Source organism: Pseudomonas sp. GW821-FHT09H03 (assembly GCF_059415945.1).
The window spans coordinates 336,979-358,392 of record NZ_JBWKOF010000005.1 but is presented as its reverse complement, the minus strand read 5'-3'; the positions used below and the strand labels follow the sequence as shown (position 1 = coordinate 358,392).

The following is a 21,414-nucleotide window of genomic DNA, read 5'->3' as shown; positions in this document are numbered from 1 at the left end:
CGCAGCGGATCGCTCATGCTCAGTCCTTCCTGGTCTGCGGGGGACGGGCAGGAAAGGCAGTGCTTTCACCCGGGTCCGGGGGGGATGAAAGCATTGAAAAAACGGAGAAGAGACGAAATAGGATCCGTCTTATTCGCGTGTAGGAAGCGTCTTTAATTTGGAACCCCCCTCCATCGCCGTCGAGCAACCGCGAACTGGCCGAAAAGTCGACTGGCCTCGCGCCAGTCGATGGGTTACAAACATGTCCCTGCCCGAATTCATCATGGGAGCCCAGTGCAATGAACCAATGGCCAGACACCCGCATTCTTGACCTGCTCGGGATCGAGCTGCCGATTATCCAGGCGCCCATGGCCGGCGCCACTAACTCCTCCATGGTGATTGCCGCGAGCAACGCCGGCGGCCTGGGTTCGATGCCGGCGGCGATGCTCGGCAGCGAGCAGTTGCGCGAGGAGTTGAAGACCATTCGCCAACACACCCGGCACCCGATCAACGTCAACTTCTTCTGCCACCCATCGCCACCGGCGGACGAGCAGCGGGCACAGGACTGGAAAAATCTGCTGCAACCCTACTATCAGGAACTGGGCGCCGATTTCGATGCACCAACGCCGGTCTCCAATCGCGCGCCCTTCGATGATGCGGCCTGCGCGATAGTCGAGGAGTTCCGTCCCGAAGTCGTGAGCTTCCACTTTGGCCTGCCGGACAAAGCCCTGCTGGATCGGGTAAAAGCCACGGGTGCGAAAGTGCTGTCGTCCGCCACCACCGTCAAAGAAGCGCTATGGCTGGAGCAGCGCGGATGTGATGCGATCATCGCCATGGGGTATGAGGCCGGTGGGCATCGCGGGATGTTTCTCAGTGATGACCTGAGCAGCCAGGTCGGCACCTTCGCGTTAGTGCCGCAAATCGTCGATGCGGTGAAAGTGCCAGTGATTGCCGCTGGCGGCATCGCCGATGCACGCGGTGTTGCAGCGGCATTCATGCTCGGGGCGTCGGCGGTGCAAGTCGGCACGGCGTACCTGTTCACGCCTGAGGCCAAGGTCAGCGCCTCGCACCATAAAGCCTTGCGCACGGCTCGTGAAAGCGAGACAGCGCTCACCAACATTTTCACCGGTCGCCCGGCCCGGGGGATTCTCAATCGGGTGATGCGCGAACTCGGCCCCATGAGCGCCAAGGCCCCGGCCTTCCCGCTCGCAGGCGGTGCACTGATGCCTCTGAGGGCCAAGGGCGAGGCCGATTTCAGCAATCTGTGGGCCGGACAGGCATTTACCCTCGGCGCTGAACTGACCTCGGCAGAACTGACCCGGCATCTGGCCGATGAAGGCCTGGCCAGATTGCTCCGTCGTTAAGTGATCCCCGCTGTAGCAGCTGCCGTGGGCTGCGGCAGCTGCCGTGAAGTTGCTCATCAACGAAGATTCCACGTTCCGTTTGCAGCTTATTCGCTATATATTCTTGTACATAGCGATCCCCCCACTTGCTGCAACTGTCTACGACGGAGCCGTTTCATGACCATTCGTGCCTCACGTTTTGCCCCTGCCTGTCTGGCGAGCCTTATCGCCGTATTCGCTTTCGGCTCTGCCCAGGCCGATGAAGTCCAGGTCGCGGTAGCGGCTAACTTCAGCGCGCCAATCCAGGCCATCGCAGCCGACTTCGAAAAAGACACCGGGCACAAACTGGTCACCTCCTTCGGGGCAACCGGGCAGTTCTACACCCAGATCAAGAATGGCGCGCCATTCGAAGTGTTCCTCTCGGCGGATGACACCACCGCGCAAAAGCTCGAAGCCGAAGGCGACACGGTCAAGGGCTCGCGCTTCACCTACGCCATCGGCACCCTGGCCCTGTGGTCGGCCAAGGAAGGCTACGTCGATGCCAAGGGCGAGGTACTGAAAAACAATGAGTACCAGCATCTGTCCATCGCCAACCCGAAAGCCGCGCCGTATGGCCTGGCAGCCACCCAGGTACTGGCCAAAGAGGGGTTGACCGACAAGGTCAAGGACAAGATCGTCGAAGGCCAGAACATCACCCAGGCCTATCAGTTCGTCTCCACCGGCAACGCTGAACTGGGCTTCGTCGCCTTGTCGCAGATCTACAAGAACGGCAAGATCACCAGCGGTTCGGCCTGGATCGTTCCGGCCAGCCTGCACGACCCGATCAAACAGGACGCGGTGATCCTCAACAAGGGCAAGGACAACCCGGCTGCCAAGGCTCTGGTTGAGTACCTCAAGGGTCCGAAAGCCACCGCTGTCATCAAGTCCTACGGTTACCAGATCTAAATGTCCCTCTCGAGTGCCGATTTTTCCGCCATCTGGCTGACCCTGAAACTGGCGTCCCTGACCACCGTCATCCTGCTGCTGATCGGCACTCCGATTGCGTTGTGGCTGTCGCACACGCGCTCCTGGTTGCGCGGCCCGGTCGGGGCGATTGTCGCCCTGCCCCTGGTGCTGCCGCCCACGGTGATTGGCTTCTATCTACTGCTGGCGCTGGGCCCTCACGGGTTCATCGGCCAGTTCACCCAGTCACTTGGGTTTGGCACCCTGACTTTCAGTTTTGCCGGGCTGGTCATCGGCTCGGTGTTGTACTCGATGCCGTTTGTGGTCCAGCCGCTGCAGAACGCCTTTTCCGCGATCGGTACCCGCCCCCTGGAAGTGGCGGCAACCTTGCGCGCCAATCCCTGGGACACATTTTTCAGCGTAACCCTGCCCTTGGCCCGCCCCGGTTTCATTACTGCAGCCATTCTCGGTTTCGCCCACACCGTCGGTGAATTCGGTGTGGTGCTGATGATCGGCGGCAACATCCCCGACAAGACCCGCGTGGTTTCAGTGCAGATCTACGATCACGTCGAAGCCATGGAATACGCCCAAGCCCACTGGCTGGCCGGGGCGATGCTGGTGTTCTCGTTCATTGTCTTGCTGGCGCTGTACTCCAGCCGTAAAACCAAAGCAGGCTGGAGCTGACCGATGATTGATGTGCGTCTGAAACTGGATTATTCAGGCTTCGCCCTGGAGGTCGACCTGCAGTTGCCGGGCCGTGGCGTCACCGCGCTTTACGGCCACTCGGGTTCGGGCAAGACCACCTGTCTGCGTTGTATCGCCGGCCTCGAACAGGCCCGTCAGGGTTTCATCCAGGTCAACGGAGAAGTCTGGCAAGACAGCGCAAAGAGAATTTTCGTGGCGCCGCATAAACGCGCCCTCGGCTACGTGTTCCAGGAAGCCAGCCTGTTCCCGCACCTGTCGGTGCTGGCCAACCTGGAGTTCGGCCTCAAGCGCATCCCCAGGCACCAGCGCCGGGTGGATATGGCCCATGCCACCGAGCTTTTGGGCATCAGTCAGTTGCTCGACCGCCATCCACAACATCTGTCTGGCGGTGAGCGCCAGCGCGTTGGCATCGCCCGGGCCTTGCTCACCAGCCCGCAGCTGCTGTTGATGGACGAACCACTGGCCGCCCTGGATGCCCGGCGTAAAGGTGAAATACTGCCTTACCTGCAACGGTTGCACGATGAACTGGAGATCCCGGTGCTCTACGTCAGCCATTCCCAGGATGAAGTGGCGCGCCTGGCCGACCATATCGTCCTGCTCAGCGACGGCAAGGCCTTGGCCAGCGGCCCTATCGGCCAGACCCTGGCCCGTCTCGACTTGCCGCTGGCGCAGGGGGACGATGCCGGCGTGGTGATTGAGGGGCACGTCAGTGCCTATGACGCCAACTATCAACTGCTGAGCCTGCAATTGCCCGATTGCGCGCTGAGCATTCGCGTGCCGCACACCCGGATGGAAGTAGGCCAGTCGTTGCGCTGCAAGGTGCAGGCGCGAGATGTCAGCCTGAGCCTGCACAGCGTCGAGCAGAGCAGCATTCTCAATCGCTTGCCGGTCACGGTGATCAGCGAAATGAATGCCGATAACGCCGCCCATGTCCTAATACGCCTCGACGCCGCAGGTACGCCACTGCTGGCGCGCATCACCCGCTATTCCCGCGACCAGTTGGGCCTGCATTCCGGCCAGTCCCTTTGGGCACAGATCAAGGCGGTGGCGGTACTGGCGTAAATCCGTTGGCACCACTGCATCGGCGCGGGGTCAATGCCTGTAACGGCCCCTGATTCCCTGCCAAGGACATTCGCCATGCCCGATGCGCTGCCTCCTGACCTGCACTATGTCGATGACACCCAGCCGGGCATCACCCGCAAAAAACTGCGTGGCAAGTTCTGCTATTTCGACCCCGCAGGCCAGCGCATCAGCGACCCCGACGAAATCAAGCGCATCAACGCCCTCGCGGTGCCGCCGGCTTACACCGATGTGTGGATCTGTACCGATCCGCGCGGGCATCTGCAAGCCACGGGCCGCGATGCCCGGGGGCGCAAGCAATACCGCTACCACTCACGCTGGCGGGAAGTGCGTGACGCCGATAAATACATGCGCCTGCGCGACTTCGGGCTGGTCTTGCCGAGAGTGCGCAAACAACTGGAAGCCCTGCTGGCGGCACCGGGTTTCAGCCGCGATAAAGTCATGGCCACGGTCATCACCCTGCTCGATGCCACGCTGATCCGCATTGGCAACAGCCAATATGCCCGGGATAACCGCTCCTATGGGCTGACCACCTTGCGCAGCCGCCATGTGGAAATCAACGGCAGCGCCATCCTGTTCCAGTTCCGTGGCAAAAGCGGCGTCGAACACCAGATCACCGTGAAGGACCGGCGGCTGGCGCGGATCATCAAACGCTGCCAGGAGATCCCCGGACAAAACCTCTTCCAGTACCTGGATGAAAACGGTGAACGGCACACCGTCAGCTCATCCGACATCAACAGCTACCTGCAAACCCTCACCGGCGCCGATTTCACCGCCAAGGATTATCGCACCTGGGCTGGCAGTGTTCTGGCTCTGGCCATGCTGCGCAAGCTGCGCTGGGAAGCTGAATCTGAAGCAAAACGGCATGTGGTGGAAATGGTCAAGGACGTCGCCAGGCAACTGGGCAACACCCCGGCGGTCTGCCGCAAATGCTACATCCACCCGGCCGTGCTCGATGGCTTCCTGCTCGGGTCACTCCACCAGTTGCCCCGGCCGCGTGCCCGCAAGGGGCTCAAGGCTGAGGAAGTGGGGCTGGCAATGTTCCTGGAGGGCATGCTCGCGGCCTCGGACCCGACGAATTGAACTGTGTATTTTTTGCACGATCAGTAATGGCTTCTATAGTTGATCTGAACAGGAACCCGCTGCGGAGACGCCATGGAAGACATTTTCGTCGTCAAGCGTTGCAACAAGATCATTATCCATGGTCGCAGGACCGGCGAATCCGGTCATCTGCCACCGGACGCGGCTGTCTGGTACCGCATTTGCGATACCCGCACCCAGGGTTTCATCGGTGACGGCTATGACCTTGAAGAAGACGCCCAGTCTGTCTGCCGGCAACTGAACGCCAAGTCACAGGTGTCAGCCCGCCAAAGCTGACGAGCTGTTACCGGTCTATACTGCAAATGCTGCTCTCCTTCTGTAGGAGCGAGCACGCTCGCGATGGAGGTGAGAGCGACGCGGGCATTCAGGGTTCCCGCGTTATCGTTGACGTCCATCGCGAGCATGCTCGCTCCTACAGAACAGAACAGAACAGCAATAAGCCCCCGGGCTATTTGATGCCACACCCAGGTTTCTTAAACGGAGGTGTTTCCCATGTCCGAAAAAGAGTCCATCACCACTCTGCTCACCCTGCTTGACTCCCGTCAGGCCCGCCTCGCAGCGGCCTGCAAGGAAATCGCCGACTGGGTCGATCACCAAGGCGGGCATCCAACCGCCCTGAGAATTCGTGATCGCCTGAACGACATCGAAAAAGATACGCCGCTCATCCGGCATACGCTGTCATCGCTGAAACCGGTCGACCGGCCGCTGCCCCGGTTCAGATGATTGCTGCCTGGACGATCGTGTCAGCACACGACCTGATTCAGGTCACATGAACGGCGACGTCAGCGTCACCCTGCTTCTGGCTGCCTGATCGACTTTCGCATATCCCCCACCCGGCCTGGCGCCGGGATTTTTCGTTGGAGTAATCCAATCGAACGTCAGCGCCCGCGTGAGGTCAACCGATCACACGTCGCACAGGAGACGTTTCGATGGTCACTCACTTCAAAGTCAGCGGACACTTGGCCTGCGGTCACAAAGGCAGCAATCTCACATCGACCCAGGAACTCAATCGGGTGAAGTGCAGAAGCTGCCGCAACACCGATGCCTACAAAGAGGCACGCAAAGCAGAACGCAGTGCTACCCGTCGTGCGGCCCGCAAAGCCAAAGCCGTCCACACCGCCAACGACTGGCGAACCGCCTGGATCGAACGCCTGACCGCCATTTCCGGCCTGAACAGGTTGCCTCGGGGTTTCAGCGGTCAACCCTTCGTCTAACCGTATGCATGGCAGGACTCAACTGGAGAGGAAAATCATGAACACTGCAATTCTCCTCGTCATCGCCAGCCTGAGCCCTGCCTTGGCGATGGCTCAAGGTTGCGACGTCATCACCCGCTCCCAAAGCACCTCGGTGCCGGTAATCGAAAGCCGCACCTGTTATGAATACGAAGGCATGCCGGTGGATGCGATCGACTGGTCCTGCAGCAACGAAAGCAAGGAAATGCTCAGCAACACCAAGAAACCCGTCGAACAGTGCGCCGACCACTACCAGGCCACCTGCCTCGCCACCTTGACCCAGGAGTCCCTGGCCAACCCTCAATCGACAAGCAAGGACAAGAACAGCAAGTCCCTCAACATCCCGGACAATGCCCAGGTCACCACCTATTACTACAACGCTGAAAATCTCGCGCAGTCGAAAATCGATTGTGAAACAGGCGGTGGTAGCTGGAAGGCGAAATAGCCGTCTTACGATGGGCTGGGGTCGCGCGGATTGATGTCCGACGCACTGCATTGGCGACAAGCAACTTCCTCGGCTAGGGTCTCTTTCGTATTGAACTGCGGCCCCCTATTGGCACGAGCATCAAGGAGGAATCAATGTCATCCATTCGTAGAGCCGAACAAACCTACCGCCAGTGGTCCAGCCCGATTCTGCTTGAGCTCAAGGAACGAGAGCATCAACTGGAACCGTCGGATCGCCAGGCGCTGCAGAATATTCTGCTGGAGAGAAGGCTGATCAACATCGGTAGCCTTTGCGGCAGTGAGCGGCGAAAGGCTGACTCAAGCCTCTGACAAGCAGCCCAGGCAGTTGCTTTGACGATTGCTGCGTGGAATTACGGATGCCAGGCGCAGGCTGAGGTTACCCGTATACGGACTCTGCACAGCGCCAACCAGTAAAAAAACGAATGACGTTATAGCAAACTGCCAGTCGGATATTTGCATCGGCTGTGAGCTGTGGTGTAATCGCCGCCTTTCCCGCAGGGCACCCCTGCAAGACACTGCCCTGGAGTGCTTGATGCGCGCCGCTCACATCCAAAACCTTACAGGTCTGCGGGGGTTCGCAGCCCTGTCTGTCCTGTTGTTGCACATTCGATATGGCGACCTGGCTAACGCCTATGGCTATTTCGCCTTTCTGTTCCAGACCCGAGGCCTTGGGGTCGACGTGTTTTTCGTCCTGTCCGGTTTCATCCTGGCCTACGTCCACGGGAAAGACTTCGACCACGGTCTCCAGCCCAGGGAAGCCATGAGCTTCTGGGTAGCCAGGCTCGCGCGGATCTACCCAGTCCACGTTTTCATGCTGGTCATCACGGCGTTCATCCTGCCGATGCATCTTCTCTATGACTGGTCGCCAGTAGATACAAAGTACACCTTCTACGCCAACCTGTTCCTGGTGCATGCCTGGGGTGTAACGCCCGACCTGACGTTCAACCAGCCTTCCTGGTCTATCAGCTGTGAGTGGGCAGCGTATCTGATATTCCCCTTTCTGGCTTACTTCACGCGAAAGTGGGGAAAGATCTCTTTCACGCTGCTGTTGATCGGCCTTGCACTCTACGCGCCCTACTTGCAACCGAAGATGCTTGCCAACGGCATCTGGACCATCAAGTGCATCACTTATTTCGTTGCCGGCTACTGTGCCTACCAGGTATGCCACGACCTGCCGGACTCCAAATACTGGCGAATTACCGCACTGGCGATTGCCCCACTGATCTTGCTCTTGTTCCTGACAACGAGCATTCAGTACTACTTTGACCAGGCGTTCCCGCTCCTGGTAATCGTGATGGTTGCGAGCCTGTTCCGGGCCGGGCCGATTTGGCTGTACTCCAATCCTGTTTCCGTTTACCTCGGTAAGATCAGTTACAGCCTCTACATGTGTCACATCATGGTGCTGTTTGTTGAGCGCAAAATGTTTGGCATGATGGATCTGAAGTATGAGATCCCTCTGATCCTGGCATTCTCGATGGCTATCTATCACGGCATTGAGGAACCGGCGCGCAAGGTTATCCGAATGGTATCGGACGCGCGGCGCCTGGAGCGCCAGAAAAAACTGTTCACCGAGAGCTACACGCAGACATTAACGACAGAGCGCAAGGCACTGTCGGAATAAATAAAGGCCCGCCTGATCAGCGGGCCTTTTTTTTACTGGTCACCACACAGTGGTACGGGCATGGACACCTTCCAATTCGACACGGCCTTGACTAGCCGCTGATTGCGCTCAATCGGCCGATCAGCGGCGACGAGCCAATCGGCTGACGACCGGCTCTTGAGCACCCTTTTGGCCGCGTGGTTACTAATTTTTGATAATTATTAACTTGGCAGCGCTTGCGAACCGACCGCTAATAGGCCCTGCAATAGGGCTTTCAGGGACTGTCGATGACAGTTTCTGCGACCACGGCAGATTGTCCATTTTCTGTTGAACGAACTTTTTTATCCGTTGAGGTGTCTCTTTTCGCCCAAGCCATTGCGGGACCTTGCAGCAGCTGCTACAAACTAGAAAATCATTCCCAACCCTCCATGGTTCCAACGAGGGCTGCTGCGCCCCATGCCGATGCCCCTGACGGCGGACTGGATGTCCGGTCGAGAACAAGCGGCGATGGAAAATCAAGATACGTTTGCGTCTTTCACAAGATCAACATCATCGGATTTTTAACTAAGCGTTTGGAGGATATGTGTCGGGACGACAGAAAAATAACAGTGTCACGGACGAAAGCTATTGGGATGGTGTGTGGTCACCCGCTCAATCCTCTTTGGCGCCCCTGAACAACTCGGATTTCTATTACGGTAAAAGCGGCCTTTTTGCCAGGCTGATCCAGGACAGGCTGGGGTCGATCGAGGGAAATAGTATTCTTGAGTTGGGCGGTGGCGGTGAAAACAAACGCCTATTGTCCATGAGTAAATGGATGGGCGCAGACGTCACGGCACTCGATTTTTCGGATGAAGGACTGAAAGTCGTCAAGGAGCTTTTTGAGATCAATCAATGCTCAGGAAACTTCATCAACGGCGATATCTGCAACTGGGAATCTGACCAGCAGTATGACGCTGTCGTGCATTGGGGCGTACTGGAGCACTTCATTGATCCAAAGCCCATGCTTGAAAAATCATTCTCTGCACTAAAAGATAATGGCACGTTACTTTTTTCGATGCCTAACATGGAGGCTATTGGCGCACATTTGTGGAAAAGCTGGTGCCCCGATAACTGGTCGAAACATGTTTTACACTCCAGAGAACTCATCGAGCAAACGTTGCAAGACATAGGCTTTTCCAGGATCAAAAGCTTCCACTACGGTGTCCCTTGCTTGAAAGCCGCGCAGTGGGAAGTAGCATCCCTGGCACAACACCCCATCGATGCATTGCAGAAAGTCTGCAGCGTATCTGCACGCTTGATGCCTATCTTTCACAAATATGGAAACAAGCATATTTCGATGGAGAGAGGATTCATCGCGGTCAAATAATCGGTGCCTGGCCATTGAGTCAATGCACTATTGAGAATCAACTAATGCAGGCATTGACCTGACATAGCCACCGGCCTGGAAACTCAGGCCGCAGTCGAGATATGCAGCAAAAAAAAGTCGCTTTATCTCGTGGTGCTTGCAGAGTGCCATGTTTGCGTGACCGGTTCCTTCTAATAGACAGATCAACCTCAACAGATGACCTTATGAAAGACCCCATTCGTTACGCCGACTATTTGCATAGGGTCGGAGCCCGTCGCCGCGAAATTCCCATGCGTGAACTGGTATCGGCCCCGGTACGCGATGCCGATGGCCGCTGGCAGGCCGCCCCGCACAAAGCTGCGAAATTGCGTACAGGCGAGGTCGTCGCCATCCTCAAGCCGTATCTCAGCGTGCGGCTGATGGAGCAGGTTCGCGCCGTGGTGCCGCTGGCCCTTTACCTGGTGCTGTTCCAGATCATCATCCTGCGCCAGTTGGTTGAGGACTCGCTGCTTGTCGCCGGCGGCCTGTTTGCCGTGATCGTCGGACTGATGCTGTTCATGGAAGGCTTGAAGCTCGGCCTGATGCCATTCGGCGAAGTCATCGGCAGCAACCTTCCACGCAAGTTATCCCTGCCCGTGGTGTTACTGGTGACCCTGCTGCTGGGCATCGGGGTGACTTTCGCTGAACCGGCCATCGGCGCGCTGCGTGCCGCCGGGCAGAACGTTTCCGCAGAGCGCGCGCCTTATCTCTGGGCGATACTCAACCAGTGGACCAGTGAGCTGGTCCTGGTGGTCGGGGCCAGCGTCGGCCTTGCCGCAGTCATCGGGACGCTGCGCTTTCTCTACGGCTGGAGCCTGAAGCCGCTGATCTACATGTCCCTGGCCCCTGTTCTGCTGCTGACGGTGTACATGAGCAGTGATCCTGAGCTTGCAAAAATCATTGGCCTGGCCTGGGATGCCGGCGCGGTCACCACCGGGCCGGTCACTGTACCGCTGGTGCTGGCGCTGGGCATCGGCATTGCAGCTGCCGCAGGCAAAGGCGGTTCAGGGCTGTCCGGGTTCGGCATTGTCACACTGGCCTCACTGTTTCCCGTCATCGGGGTCATGCTGCTGGGTCTGTACGTGTCCGCTATTTCCTCGCCGGCGGAGATCATCGCTGCGGCCCAGAGCGCAACCGGCGCCGGACAACTGGCAGCAGACTGGCACAGGGTCAGCCCCGGACTGGAGATCGTTTCGGGGGTGCGGGCCATCGTGCCTCTGGTGATATTCCTGCTGATAGTGCTCAAACTGCTGCTGCGCCAGAGTCTGCCGCGGCGCAACGAGATCTTCCTCGGTATTGGCCTGACCGTGGTAGGCATGTGCGTGTTCAACCTCGGGCTGACCTACGGCCTGTCGAAACTGGGAGGCAGTGCGGGCTCGCTGATCCCGGCGGCATTCATGCAGACTCCCGGCGTGGACGACTCCCCTCTTTACATGTACGAGGTGGGGCTGGTGCTGGCCCTGGTTTTCGCCTGGGTGCTCGGGTACGGCGCAACCGTCGCCGAACCCGCGCTGAATGCGCTCGGCGTCACCGCCGAGACCCTCACCAACGGGTTTATCCGCAAGCGCAGCCTGATACGCGCAGTATCGATAGGCGTCGCCTGCGGTATTGCCGTGGGCGTGGCCAAGCTAGTGTTCGACCTGCCACTGGTGTGGCTGGTAATACCGCCCTACCTGCTTGCTGCGGTGCTCACGGTCTTTTCGAGCGAAGAGTTCGTCAATGTGGCCTGGGATAGCGCCGGCGTTACCACGGGGCCGATCACCGTGCCGCTCGTTCTGGCCATGGGCCTGGGGCTGGGCAATGCCACCAACGCGGTCGAGGGTTTTGGCATTCTTTGCATGGCCTCGGTCGGCCCTGTCATCAGCGTCATGCTCCTCGGGCAGTGGGCGCGCTTGCAGTTGTGGAGACAGGCAAAGGCCACCACGCAACAGCCGGCGAATCAATTATTGAGCAGCGGAGAAGCTGGATGAAAGCTGAAGGGATTACCTACCTGACTGACGTTGCACTGATCACCTGCATTGTCGCCGTCGGGCGCGCAGACGTTGTGATACGTGCTGCACAAGGCATGGGCGCGCCAGGCGCCATCGTCTACCACGCCAACGGCATTGGCCCCCGTGAGCGGCTTGGCCTGCTCAGCATCGCCATCGATGCAGAGAAAGAAGTGGTCAGCCTGCTGGTGGCTGCCGAGTACCAGGATGCGGTTCTCGAGGCCATCTACCACGCCGCCGACCTGGGTGTTCCCGGCGCCGGCATGATCTATGCGACACCGGTGGAAAAAGTGGCCACCTACATCCCCCGTGAAACGCTGGAACAAGGGAAAGCCTCGTGAGCATGGCGAACGCGGCAATACCGGGCGGGGCGGCAAAACTCATCACCTGCATATTGCCCGACGACGGCACGGAACGCAGGCTGTTGCTCCTGCTGCAAGAGGCGCATGGCATTACCCGCGCGGACAGCGTCAGCTGCCGTGGCGTGGCCGTATTGCAGGCCGCCAAGGCACGCGGCAACGAAGTGCCGGAGGCGGTGCTCTCCCGGGTGGTCAACGTGGTGGTGGATGAAGCCGAAGCCGAAGCGGTGTTCGACTTCATCTGTGTACATGCCGGACTGACTGAACCTGGCAGAGGCGTGATGTACATGGTTGCGCTGAACTTCGCCACGCCAATGACGATGCCTGCGGCCGCCTTCCCTGCCGTTTAAGATCAACGCAAGCCAACACGCCCTCGAAGCAGCTCCATCATGGAGCTGCCAAACCGGATTGAGCGGCGCGGATCGACAAGCCAGCAGAAGCGGTGCAGAGCAGAACGCCGACTGCGATCACCCAAGCGCCCGTTTCGAGCGACGCAAGCGTAGCCAAACCACCCCGAGCAACAGCAACGGCACCCCAAGGCTGAGCCACGACAGGAGGTCATAGACCTCATCGCCGATCAATGCCGATATCAGGCCAAACAGACTCAATAGCGCCACGAGCAGTGGCCAGCGGAAGATCATCCAGAGCCCGCGCCTCATGCCCTGCCCTCCGTCTCAAGGTCGCTGGTCTGAAGTTCGGCCAGGCGTTTTTCCAGCGGTACCTTGCGTCGTCCCAGCCAGAGGTACAGACCGCTGCCCAGGACGACGATGGTGATGATGTCGAGCAGTGTCCAGATGATCTTCAACGGCAAGCCGCCATAGTCGCCGAAGTGCAACGGTTGCGAGACCAGCAAGGTTTTCACGTACAGAGGCATCTCGCGCATATCGGTCAGCTCACCGGTGCTGGCATCCACCAGGGCGGGCTTGAGCAAACGTGCTGTCAGTGGCGTAGTCCCACGCATGAACACCGCGTAATGATGCTGGCTGCTGAACTGGGTACCGGGAAATGCGATGAAACTCGGCTCCATGCCCGGCGCCGCGTTACGCGCAGTTTGCAACGCGTTGTGCAACGAGCCGAGACCCTTGAGCGGCGGTGCGTCAACGTAGGGCGCGGTCATCTCTGCCAGTTGGCCACTCTGCCACATGCCAAGTATCGGCAGCGCCAGCGTATTGATGACACCGGTGGCGCCAACCACCAGGACCCAGGCCAGGGTGACGACCCCGAGCACATTGTGCAGGTCCAGCCATTTCAGTCGTGAACTGCGCCCGCTACGCACGGTGGCAAAGTCCAGCTTGCGCATGAACGGTGTGTACACCACCACGCCGGAAACCAGCGAGGCCACCAGCAGCAACCCCATCAAACCGAGGAACAGATAGCCAGGCAGACCGAGGAACAAATCGGTATGCAGGCGAAACATCAGAGTCATGAAGCCATCGTCCGGTGGCTCTGGCGCAAACAACTCGCCGGTGCGCGTATCGAACGGCTGAACGTGAGCTTCAAGCGGCGGTGGCACCAGGGTCGGTGCAGTGATCACCGCACCCAGGGGGTCTTGCGGATCGAAACTGACGAATCGCACGACCTCACCCGGCCATGCCGCCAGTGCACCGGCGATAACCTTGTCGTAGTCGATCTGTGGTGAATCGGCGGTAAGCGGACGCAGTTCCGGGTGCGGCTCGAAATAGTGCTCGATCTCTTCATGAAAGATCAGCGGCAACCCCGTCAGACACAGCAACAACAGAAAGACAGTGGAGATCAGGCTGGTCCACTTGTGGACCAGGTACCATTTACGCAAGGCTCGGGCAGTCATATTCGGTTCTTTCCTGAAAATTCCACAATTGCCGAGAGTTGCAACGTACGGCCGGCGTGCGGGTACACAAGACAATTGGCATAGGGCCAGTCTGGCTGTTTGCGCTGGCCGCATATTTGGGAATGCGTCGCATTATATCCGGGCGTTTTATCCACTACAAGCCATGGGCCATCATCGCCAAGCCAGACCACTACGAAAGTTTCCAATCCAGAGGTAGATTTCCAGCGCCGGGCCATACTGACGGGTTCAGTGGTAGTGGCCGCAAGTTTGTTGGTACCGCTATCCAGCTTTAGCGAATGGACGCAAGCCGCTGATACGCACTCTGCAACCCAACACACATCCGATCATCAGGAGATGCACGCCATGAACTTCATTACCACCAAAGACGGCACCCGGATTTTTTACAAGGATTGGGGCCCGAAAGATGCGACGCCCATTGTGTTTCACCACGGCTGGCCATTGAGCGCAGACGACTGGGACAACCAGATGATGTTTTTTCTGCTCAAAGGCTACCGCGTGATCGCCCACGACCGCCGGGGTCATGGGCGTTCGACCCAAACCTGGGTGGGCAACGAAATGGACACCTACACCGCCGACGTCATCGAGTTGACCGATGCACTCGACCTTAAAGGTGCGATCCATGTCGGCCATTCGACTGGTGGCGGAGAAGTGGCGCGTTACACTGCACGGGCCAAACCAGGTCGGGTTGCCAAAGCGGTCCTGATCAGCGCAGTACCGCCGATTATGGTGAAGTCAGAGAAGAACCCCGGCGGCTTACCGCTGGAAGTGTTCGACGGCTTTCGGGCGGCGCTGGTCGCCAGCCGCGCGCAGTTTTACGTGGACGTGCCGTCGGGGCCGTTCTACGGATTCAATCGACCGGGCGCCAAGGTTTCCCAAGGCGCAATCGACAACTGGTGGCGGCAAGGCATGATGGGTGGTGCAAAAGCTCACTACGATTGCATCAAGGCGTTTTCCGAGACCGACTTCACCGAAGATCTGAAGGCGATTGAGGTGCCGACACTGGTGATGCATGGCGATGACGACCAGATAGTGCCGTATGCCGACTCTGCGCCGCTTTCGGCCAAACTATTGAAGCACTCCACGCTCAAGACGTACGCGGGTTTTCCTCATGGAATGCCAACAACTCATGCGGATCAGATCAACGCTGATCTGTTGGCATTCATCCGCGGTTGAGCACTCACGGCACGACGGCGCGCTGAGCGCCGTCGGTGTCGGTGTAGAAGGAAATTCAGTAGCTGCCTTGCCTCGGGCCCTCCGCCGCCAGCTTCTGCGCTTCTTCAATCAGCAGAGGAGCGCCCACCGCCATGCTGTGGATGCCCAGCACGGAGGTCAGTTGCAACACTGCAAGCACTTCCTCTACGCTGACGCCAAGCTCCAGGGCCTTGCGGATGTGACGGCGTACGCCCGGAGCGTACAAATGAGTGCAAGAGGCGTCGACAGCGATCGAGATCAATTCGACAGTCTTGGGGTCGAGCACCTCTTTATGCATGGGGTGCACGGCCATGGAGAGGAATTTCTCGATCCACTCGGCATCCAGTTCGGCCATGGTGCTCCAGGCTGGATTCCAGTTGCCGGCTTCGCGCATGGCATCGCAGGTTGGCGTGGTCGGCTTGGGCTGATTCAGCGGCATGGACAGTTCCTTTATTATTGTTCGTCGTTGAACCCACTGTAAGGTCACTTTGCTGATTCTGGTTGACCGATCGGGACATGAACTTGACATTTCGGGACATCGGCCTGCTAAGCTGGTCACTGTTTCGCAATGGAAATCACCTATGAGCGGTCTTGTTCGCAGTGCCAGCCTGACCAACTACGTGGAAGTGGCGCGTTCGTTTGATGTTGACCATCTGCAGCAGTTGCGCCTCGCCGGCCTCCATCCACGATGCCTGCTCGAACCGGATTTGAAGATCCCTACCGACGCCGTAGCGCAACTGCTGGAAAGTTCTGCGCGCGAGGCCGGTGTCGACGATTTTGGTTTGCGCATGGCGCAAACTCGCAAGCTCTCCAATCTGGGCCCCCTGGCACTGCTATGGCGCGACGAGCCAACCATCCGCTCGGCCTTGCACGCGTTTCGCGACTTCCTCTACCTGCACAATCAGGGGCTGGTAATGAATATCGAGGAAAGCGGTGGCGTCGTGGTCTTGCGCATGGAGCAAGTCACAGTGGGCAACGTGTCGGTCCGTCAGACCACGGAGTTATCCATTGCGGTGACCCACCGCCTGCTGAAAACCTTGCTGGGTAATCACTGGCATCCATCCATGGTTTGCTTCCGTCACGCTGCGCCGCTCGACGACAGCCGACACCGGCGAGTGTTCGCCACTTCGGTCCAGTTCAACAGCCTGATGGATGGCATCGTTTGTCGCAGTACTGACTTCGACACGGCACTGCCAAGCGCCGATCCGGACATGGCGCGTTATGTTCATCAGTATCTGGACAGCATCCGCGAAGAATCCCGGACCGCGTTACTTGAACAGGTGCGCCAGATGGTCTGGATGCTCTTGCCCACGGGCCGTTGCTCGGTAGAGCAGGTTGCGGCCAACCTGGGCTTTGACAGGCGTACGCTGCATCGCAAGCTGGCACTGGAAGGTGAAACATTTTCTACTCTGTTGGACCAGGTACGTGCCGAGTTGGCAATGCGCCACCTGGCACATTCCAACCACCCTTTGGGCGAGATTGCCGGTGTCCTGGGGTTTTCAGAACTCAGTGCCTTCTCTCGCTGGTTCAGTCGGCACTTCGATTGCAGTCCCTCCAACTGGAGAGCTCGTCAGGCCAGTTGCAGACCTGGATCGCGCCCCAGGCAAGGCCCGCCTGGTTTCCCGTAGATCCGCACAGGGATGGACCGCTTATCGGCCGGGAGTCACCCTGCACCGATCTGGACTGCTGCCATGTGGACCTGTTCATCGCAATTATTTTCGAGATTGCCGAGGCCGTAGCTCATGGCCGCGCTCATTCCCAGTGCGCTCGCCCTGGCTGCCTGCGCGAAGATCGAGCAGATAACACTGACACAGATGCAGAACAATCATGACAGTAGCGTGGCGCAGTACTCGGCGGCCTTGGCGGAGTCGGAGTCGGAGTCGGCAGCCTGATCGGTCGCGGCACCGGGCGCCCTCATCATTTACGACTCGCGCAGGGTTCAACGGTGTGATGAGCCCCCCATTAGCCTCCTGGCTAATTTCGACCCTCGGACGATATACAAACATCACGTCAATACCGACCTCGACGGCATCGCTGGCTCGCCGATCAACCTGCGCCGCGAGCAAATTGGAACCGTGTCTATCGGCTTGAACAAAATCCGTCCAGCGAACACGCCATGAACGCCTCGGCCGCAGGTGTTGGAGACGTGGACCACAGCACATAGACACAGCGCCCAGGTGCATCGCTCACAGGGATCGCTACCATTTCGCGTAACCCTTGCGCGATGGTGGCTGGTACCAAGCCAATGGCCAGACCACGGCGGACGAATTTTTTCACCAGGTCCATGCTATCGACCTCGAACTGCACACGGTGATGGAGGCGCTGCGCCATGAACGCTTCGTCTGTCTGGCGCCGTGCACTGGTGCCGGAAGGAAAATCCACCAGAGGTTCCTCCACCAGGTCGGTCAGCGACACTAAAGTGCTCTTCGCCAAGTGGTGACTCTGCGGCACCACGACGACTAATTCCTCTTCAGCCAGCAAGCGCCATTGCACTCCTTCCAGGCGTACTCCCGACCAAAACCCGACAAAGGCGATATCCAGGCGGCGTTGCCGCACATCGTCAAGAAGCGTTTCGCTCTGGGCCACCCTCAAGCGGATGTCCACCTGATCGAATCGCTGATGGAACTGCCCTAAGCATTCGACCAGATCGAGGGAGGTCAGTGACGAAATTGTTCCTATCGATAAGGCGCCACGCACCTCTCCACACGCTGCTGCCACGTCATGGGCCACTCGCTGTGCGGCATCGAGGGCAATTCGTGCACTGCGCACAAACGCTTCGCCGGCGGGCGTAAGGCTGACGCGCCGCGACGTTCGCTCAAACAGCTTCGCTCCCAGTTGCCCCTCCAGGCGTGCCACCTGATGGCTCAGGGCCGACTGCACGGTGTGGCAGCGTTCGGCGGCCAGGGTAAAGCTGCCTTCCTCGGCCACGGCCAGCGCATATTCCATTTGCTTAAGGTTCATGAGTATCTTGTTTTACGATCAATCGGATCTAAACAATACATTGGTGTCATACATACGCGCTATTGATACTGGCCGCCTCACTATTCCAAGGAGGTTTGTATGTCGCAGACTCGCCCGCTACTCAGTCGCGGATTGACGTTCCTGATGGCGACCGCTACCGGTCTGGCCGTGGCCAGCAATTACTACGCGCAGCCTTTGCTGCACACCATTGCCGCAGAGTTTGGCCTGGAAACCCGCGATGCCGGACTCATCGTCATCGCTGCTCAACTGAGCTATGGCGCAGGCTTGTTTTTCCTGGTGCCGCTGGGCGATCTACTGGAGCAACGGCGCCTGGTTGTACTCATGACAATCCTCAGCGCCCTGGGCCTGCTGCTCAGTTGGGCGGCACCGAGTGTTGGCTGGCTGATTCTGGGCACCACCCTGACAGGGCTGTTTTCAGTGGCGGCACAGGTTCTGGTGCCCATGGCTGCCAGCATGGCGGAGCCCGAACGTCGTGGGCGCGTAGTCGGGACCATGATGAGCGGTCTATTGCTCGGCATTTTGCTGGCGCGCACGGTAGCGGGCGGTCTCTCGACCTTGGGTGGGTGGCGGAGCATCTACCTGGTGGCGAGTGCCTTGATGCTGATATGCGCAATCACCCTATGGAAGGCATTGCCACCGCGTCGCCAAACGGTCCAGATGAGCTACCTGCAATTGCTTGGGTCGGTACTGCAATTATTCATCGATGAACCGGTGCTGCGCTTGCGAGCCGGATTGGGGATGCTCAGCTTTTGTCTGTTTGCGTTGTTCTGGACACCCTTGACGTTTCTTTTGGCGAATGCACCCTATGAGTATTCCGATGCCACGATTGGCCTGTTCGGGTTGGTGGGTGCAGCCGGAGCATTGGGGGCCTCGCTAGGAGGACGCCTGGCGGATCAAGGTAAAGGACTACTCACCACATTCGTTGGTTTGGTGGTGTTGCTGTTGGCTTGGGTGCCTTTGTTGTGGGCCAAAGAATCGTTGATTGCGTTGTTGGTTGGCGTAGTGGTTTTGGATCTGGCGGTGCAATTGGTGCATGTCAGTAATCAGAACGCTGTCTATGCACTGCAACCACAAGCCCGCAATCGCCTGAATGCAGGCTACATCACTTGCTATTTTCTCGGCGGGGCAATGGGTTCGATGCTCGGCGCTCAGCTCTACCAGGCACAGGGTTGGAACGGGGTCGTCATCGCCGGGATTGCCATCAGCCTGTTGGCGTTAGCGGTGGGAAGTATCGGCCTGATGCGCCAGCGCAGGGTGCGCCTGCCAACAGCTGCAGACTCAGGTATATAGGGAGACCGCGCGTGAGATAAAGGGGTGACGGGTGACAGCTTTTACACCCGTTGCAGACGTCGGCGCCGGTTTTCCTATGCCCCTAATGTGAGGAGCCCAGGTCTTGTGCCACATCCAGTTCAAGGCGCCACACAAGTGCCTTGCCATCCACACTGGATTCGGTCTGCACCTTGCCTTGCAGTTCCAACACCAGGCGCTGGATGCTGGCATACGCCAACAGGGCCGATGGGGCGTCCTCGGCCGGTTCATGCCAGGGCGACAATTCAAGACTCAGGCGTAGAAAGCCACGGGGCAAAATGTGCGTCGTCAGAATCATGGAGATTTCGGGGGGCGGTGTTCCCTGCAGCAGATAGGCAAACAGGTTTTCCAGCAATTGACGGTAATGTCGGACATCGATCCAGGCGCTTTTCAAGCCCCGCAGGCCCGGCCCCAGATTCAACTGACAACCCTTTGATTCAAGCTGCGGGTGAATGGGCCCAAGCAGCTCTTCAGTCAGTGCTCCCAGGTTGCGGGCCTCATGCTGTGTCTCCTGATGGTGGGCATCGAGCATTATCCAGTCGTCGAGCCTGGTCAGGGACTGGCGCATACTGTCGACGTGCCGGCTCAGCGTGTCCAAAATGCGTTCAGAGTGGTCGAGCTCTGGCAACAGAATTTCCCTTAGGCTTTTATTCATCGCCTCAGTTTGCGCCTTGAACTCCTGGCTTACCGCCATCAGCGTGGAACTTTTCAGGTGACTTTCGTAACGAGCCTCGGCACCTTCGTGACGCAATTTGGTGAGCAGCCTGTCGCGTTCCGTCAGGTCGCGCATGCCACCGAACATGGCGACAAGTTCACCGGCCTCGTTACGGAATGGCGTACACCAGATATACATAACGTTCGATACCCCGTCATTCTCGAACACGACTTCGGCCATGAACGACTCCTGGCGGATGACGGCTTCGCGCATGCGCATGTGTGAGTTCTGGCGCATCTGCGCCGGCAGCCATTTTGCCTGCGCAAGCGTGGTGCCTCGAATGTTCTCGAAGCTTTCACCTGTGTACGCAAGGTAACGGCGATTACTCATCAGTAACCGTCCTTCCAGATCGCGCACGAACATTGGGTATGGCGCCGAATCGAGCAACGCACGCAACAAGTCGTATTCACGCAGCAGTTGCGGATCCAGGTAGGGCTCGTGCCCAACGCCGGGGTCTTCACCGACGACCAGGCCAAACGTACGGGCCACTTCCAGCAACTGGAAATCATTGCTGACCTTGAGCTTCTGATGCAGGCGCGCTTTGTAGGTACTCACTGTTTTGTAGCTGAGGCTCAATTGCTCGGCGATGTCTTTATTGTTGAGCCCTTGACTGAGCATCTGCAAAACCGTGAGTTCGCGTCCTGACAATTGCTCCAGTTCGCTCTCACCCTCCCCGCGCACGCTTTGGGCGTCCTGACGGGAAACTTCACGCGGAAAGTAAGGGCGCCCATGGCTGAGCGCCACAAGGGCACTTTCCAGCTCTGTCACGGCGTCGGCTTTGCTGACATAGGCATCCGCCCCGGCTTGTAGCGAGCGCGTGGCGTAGAGACTGGCCTCCTGGACGCTATAGACCAGCAACTTGATGTCTTCATGGCTGGCCCTCAGTCGGCGCAGCAGATCCAGACCGCCCAGACCCGGGACCAACAACTCGATGATCACCATTTCCGGGTGCAACTGGCGGCATTGCATCAGCGCATCCTGGCCATTGTCGACTTCGCCCAGCACGGTGTGGCCTGCACGCTCAAGCAACGCCCGCAGACCATTGCGAACGATGGGTAGCGGGTCCACGAGCAGCACGGTGCCCATGCTTTTTTCCCTATGAGTCGATTCCTGTGCCCAAGCATAGACCAGGGCAACAATAGAGAGTCACTCCTACAACCACGTTAAAACGTCTCCGACATCCCCGGCCATCCCCGACGAGCAGACTGCTGG

At 58.7% G+C, this 21,414-nt stretch carries 23 protein-coding genes and 1 pseudogene; 19 read left to right on the top strand and 5 right to left on the bottom strand.

The window, feature by feature from the left end; genetic code table 11:
- Positions 1–278 precede the first annotated feature (278 nt).
- The 15 genes from AC07OG_RS09875 to AC07OG_RS09805 all read left to right on the top strand — a co-directional run bounded on the left by AC07OG_RS09875 (position 279) and on the right by AC07OG_RS09805 (position 12,528).
- Positions 279–1,343 (top strand): NAD(P)H-dependent flavin oxidoreductase, encoded by a 1,065-nt coding sequence (locus tag AC07OG_RS09875; RefSeq protein ID WP_495066908.1) that lies wholly within the window; start codon positions 279–281, stop codon positions 1,341–1,343.
- A gap of 156 nt (positions 1,344–1,499) precedes the next feature.
- Positions 1,500–2,267 (top strand): molybdate ABC transporter substrate-binding protein, encoded by a 768-nt coding sequence (gene modA, locus AC07OG_RS09870; protein WP_495066907.1) that lies wholly within the window; start codon positions 1,500–1,502, stop codon positions 2,265–2,267.
- Positions 2,268–2,948, top strand: a complete 681-nt coding sequence (gene modB, locus AC07OG_RS09865; RefSeq protein ID WP_218423162.1) for a molybdate ABC transporter permease subunit — start codon at positions 2,268–2,270, stop codon at positions 2,946–2,948.
- 3 nt (positions 2,949–2,951) lie between these two features.
- Entirely contained in the window at positions 2,952–4,031 is a 1,080-nt protein-coding gene (modC, locus tag AC07OG_RS09860) for a molybdenum ABC transporter ATP-binding protein (protein WP_495066906.1), read from the top strand.
- 75 nt (positions 4,032–4,106) lie between these two features.
- A complete protein-coding gene (locus AC07OG_RS09855) occupies positions 4,107–5,132 on the top strand; it encodes a DNA topoisomerase IB (RefSeq protein WP_177336953.1) in 1,026 nt (341 codons plus the stop codon).
- A 72-nt stretch (positions 5,133–5,204) separates the two neighbouring features.
- Complete coding sequence (locus AC07OG_RS09850) at positions 5,205–5,426, top strand: hypothetical protein (RefSeq protein ID WP_218423165.1); 222 nt, start codon at positions 5,205–5,207, stop codon at positions 5,424–5,426.
- A 216-nt stretch (positions 5,427–5,642) separates the two neighbouring features.
- A complete protein-coding gene (locus AC07OG_RS09845) occupies positions 5,643–5,873 on the top strand; it encodes a hypothetical protein (protein ID WP_057714650.1) in 231 nt (76 codons plus the stop codon).
- A gap of 206 nt (positions 5,874–6,079) precedes the next feature.
- Complete coding sequence (locus AC07OG_RS09840) at positions 6,080–6,364, top strand: hypothetical protein (RefSeq protein WP_060540661.1); 285 nt, start codon at positions 6,080–6,082, stop codon at positions 6,362–6,364.
- Between the two features lie 37 nt (positions 6,365–6,401).
- A complete protein-coding gene (locus AC07OG_RS09835; protein WP_495066905.1) occupies positions 6,402–6,827 on the top strand; it encodes a hypothetical protein in 426 nt (141 codons plus the stop codon).
- Between the two features lie 134 nt (positions 6,828–6,961).
- Entirely contained in the window at positions 6,962–7,156 is a 195-nt protein-coding gene (locus AC07OG_RS09830) for a hypothetical protein (protein ID WP_218423166.1), read from the top strand.
- A gap of 223 nt (positions 7,157–7,379) precedes the next feature.
- Positions 7,380–8,468, top strand: coding sequence for an acyltransferase family protein (locus tag AC07OG_RS09825; RefSeq protein WP_495066904.1), 1,089 nt, complete (start codon positions 7,380–7,382; stop codon positions 8,466–8,468).
- Between the two features lie 562 nt (positions 8,469–9,030).
- Entirely contained in the window at positions 9,031–9,813 is a 783-nt protein-coding gene (locus AC07OG_RS09820; protein WP_495066903.1) for a class I SAM-dependent methyltransferase, read from the top strand.
- Positions 9,814–10,016: 203 nt separating this feature from the next.
- Complete coding sequence (locus AC07OG_RS09815) at positions 10,017–11,801, top strand: DUF1538 domain-containing protein (protein WP_495066902.1); 1,785 nt, start codon at positions 10,017–10,019, stop codon at positions 11,799–11,801.
- A complete protein-coding gene (locus AC07OG_RS09810; RefSeq protein WP_060540657.1) occupies positions 11,798–12,160 on the top strand; it encodes a P-II family nitrogen regulator in 363 nt (120 codons plus the stop codon). Before AC07OG_RS09815 ends, AC07OG_RS09810 begins: the two co-directional genes overlap by 4 nt.
- Positions 12,157–12,528, top strand: a complete 372-nt coding sequence (locus AC07OG_RS09805) for a hypothetical protein (RefSeq protein WP_060540656.1) — start codon at positions 12,157–12,159, stop codon at positions 12,526–12,528. Before AC07OG_RS09810 ends, AC07OG_RS09805 begins: the two co-directional genes overlap by 4 nt.
- Before the next feature lie 117 nt (positions 12,529–12,645).
- Here AC07OG_RS09805 and AC07OG_RS09800 read toward each other — a convergent pair whose 3' ends face one another.
- Both AC07OG_RS09800 and AC07OG_RS09795 read right to left on the bottom strand, forming a co-directional pair.
- Entirely contained in the window at positions 12,646–12,837 is a 192-nt protein-coding gene (locus AC07OG_RS09800; RefSeq protein ID WP_060540655.1) for a hypothetical protein, read from the bottom strand.
- Entirely contained in the window at positions 12,834–13,985 is a 1,152-nt protein-coding gene (locus tag AC07OG_RS09795) for a PepSY-associated TM helix domain-containing protein (protein ID WP_495066901.1), read from the bottom strand. The genes AC07OG_RS09800 and AC07OG_RS09795 overlap by 4 nt, the downstream gene beginning before the upstream one ends.
- Positions 13,986–14,348: 363 nt before the next feature.
- Between AC07OG_RS09795 and AC07OG_RS09790 the strand changes: the two genes are divergently transcribed.
- Positions 14,349–15,179 carry an alpha/beta fold hydrolase gene (locus AC07OG_RS09790; protein WP_060540653.1) on the top strand — a complete coding sequence of 277 codons (831 nt, stop codon included), beginning with the start codon at positions 14,349–14,351 and terminating at the stop codon, positions 15,177–15,179.
- A 55-nt stretch (positions 15,180–15,234) separates the two neighbouring features.
- On the opposite strand, the gene AC07OG_RS09785 is transcribed toward AC07OG_RS09790, so the two are convergent.
- Entirely contained in the window at positions 15,235–15,636 is a 402-nt protein-coding gene (locus tag AC07OG_RS09785) for a carboxymuconolactone decarboxylase family protein (RefSeq protein WP_218423171.1), read from the bottom strand.
- Between the two features lie 142 nt (positions 15,637–15,778).
- On the opposite strand from AC07OG_RS09785, the gene AC07OG_RS09780 reads away from it, so the two are divergent.
- Positions 15,779–16,825, top strand: coding sequence for an AraC family transcriptional regulator (locus AC07OG_RS09780; protein WP_495066900.1), 1,047 nt, complete (start codon positions 15,779–15,781; stop codon positions 16,823–16,825).
- Positions 16,826–16,984: 159 nt separating this feature from the next.
- A pseudogene (locus tag AC07OG_RS09775) lies at positions 16,985–17,109 on the top strand (glycine zipper 2TM domain-containing protein); the annotation flags it as partial.
- Positions 17,110–17,276: 167 nt separating this feature from the next.
- Here the strand turns inward: AC07OG_RS09775 and AC07OG_RS09770 are convergent.
- Complete coding sequence (locus AC07OG_RS09770; RefSeq protein ID WP_495066899.1) at positions 17,277–18,158, bottom strand: LysR family transcriptional regulator; 882 nt, start codon at positions 18,156–18,158, stop codon at positions 17,277–17,279.
- 99 nt (positions 18,159–18,257) lie between these two features.
- Here AC07OG_RS09770 and AC07OG_RS09765 point away from each other — a divergent pair, with 99 nt between their 5' ends.
- Positions 18,258–19,469, top strand: coding sequence for an MFS transporter (locus tag AC07OG_RS09765; protein ID WP_495066898.1), 1,212 nt, complete (start codon positions 18,258–18,260; stop codon positions 19,467–19,469).
- Between the two features lie 82 nt (positions 19,470–19,551).
- Here AC07OG_RS09765 and AC07OG_RS09760 read toward each other — a convergent pair whose 3' ends face one another.
- On the bottom strand, positions 19,552–21,288 hold the full coding sequence (locus AC07OG_RS09760) for a LuxR C-terminal-related transcriptional regulator (RefSeq protein ID WP_495066897.1): 1,737 nt from the start codon (positions 21,286–21,288) through the stop codon (positions 19,552–19,554).
- Positions 21,289–21,414: the final 126 nt, after the last annotated feature.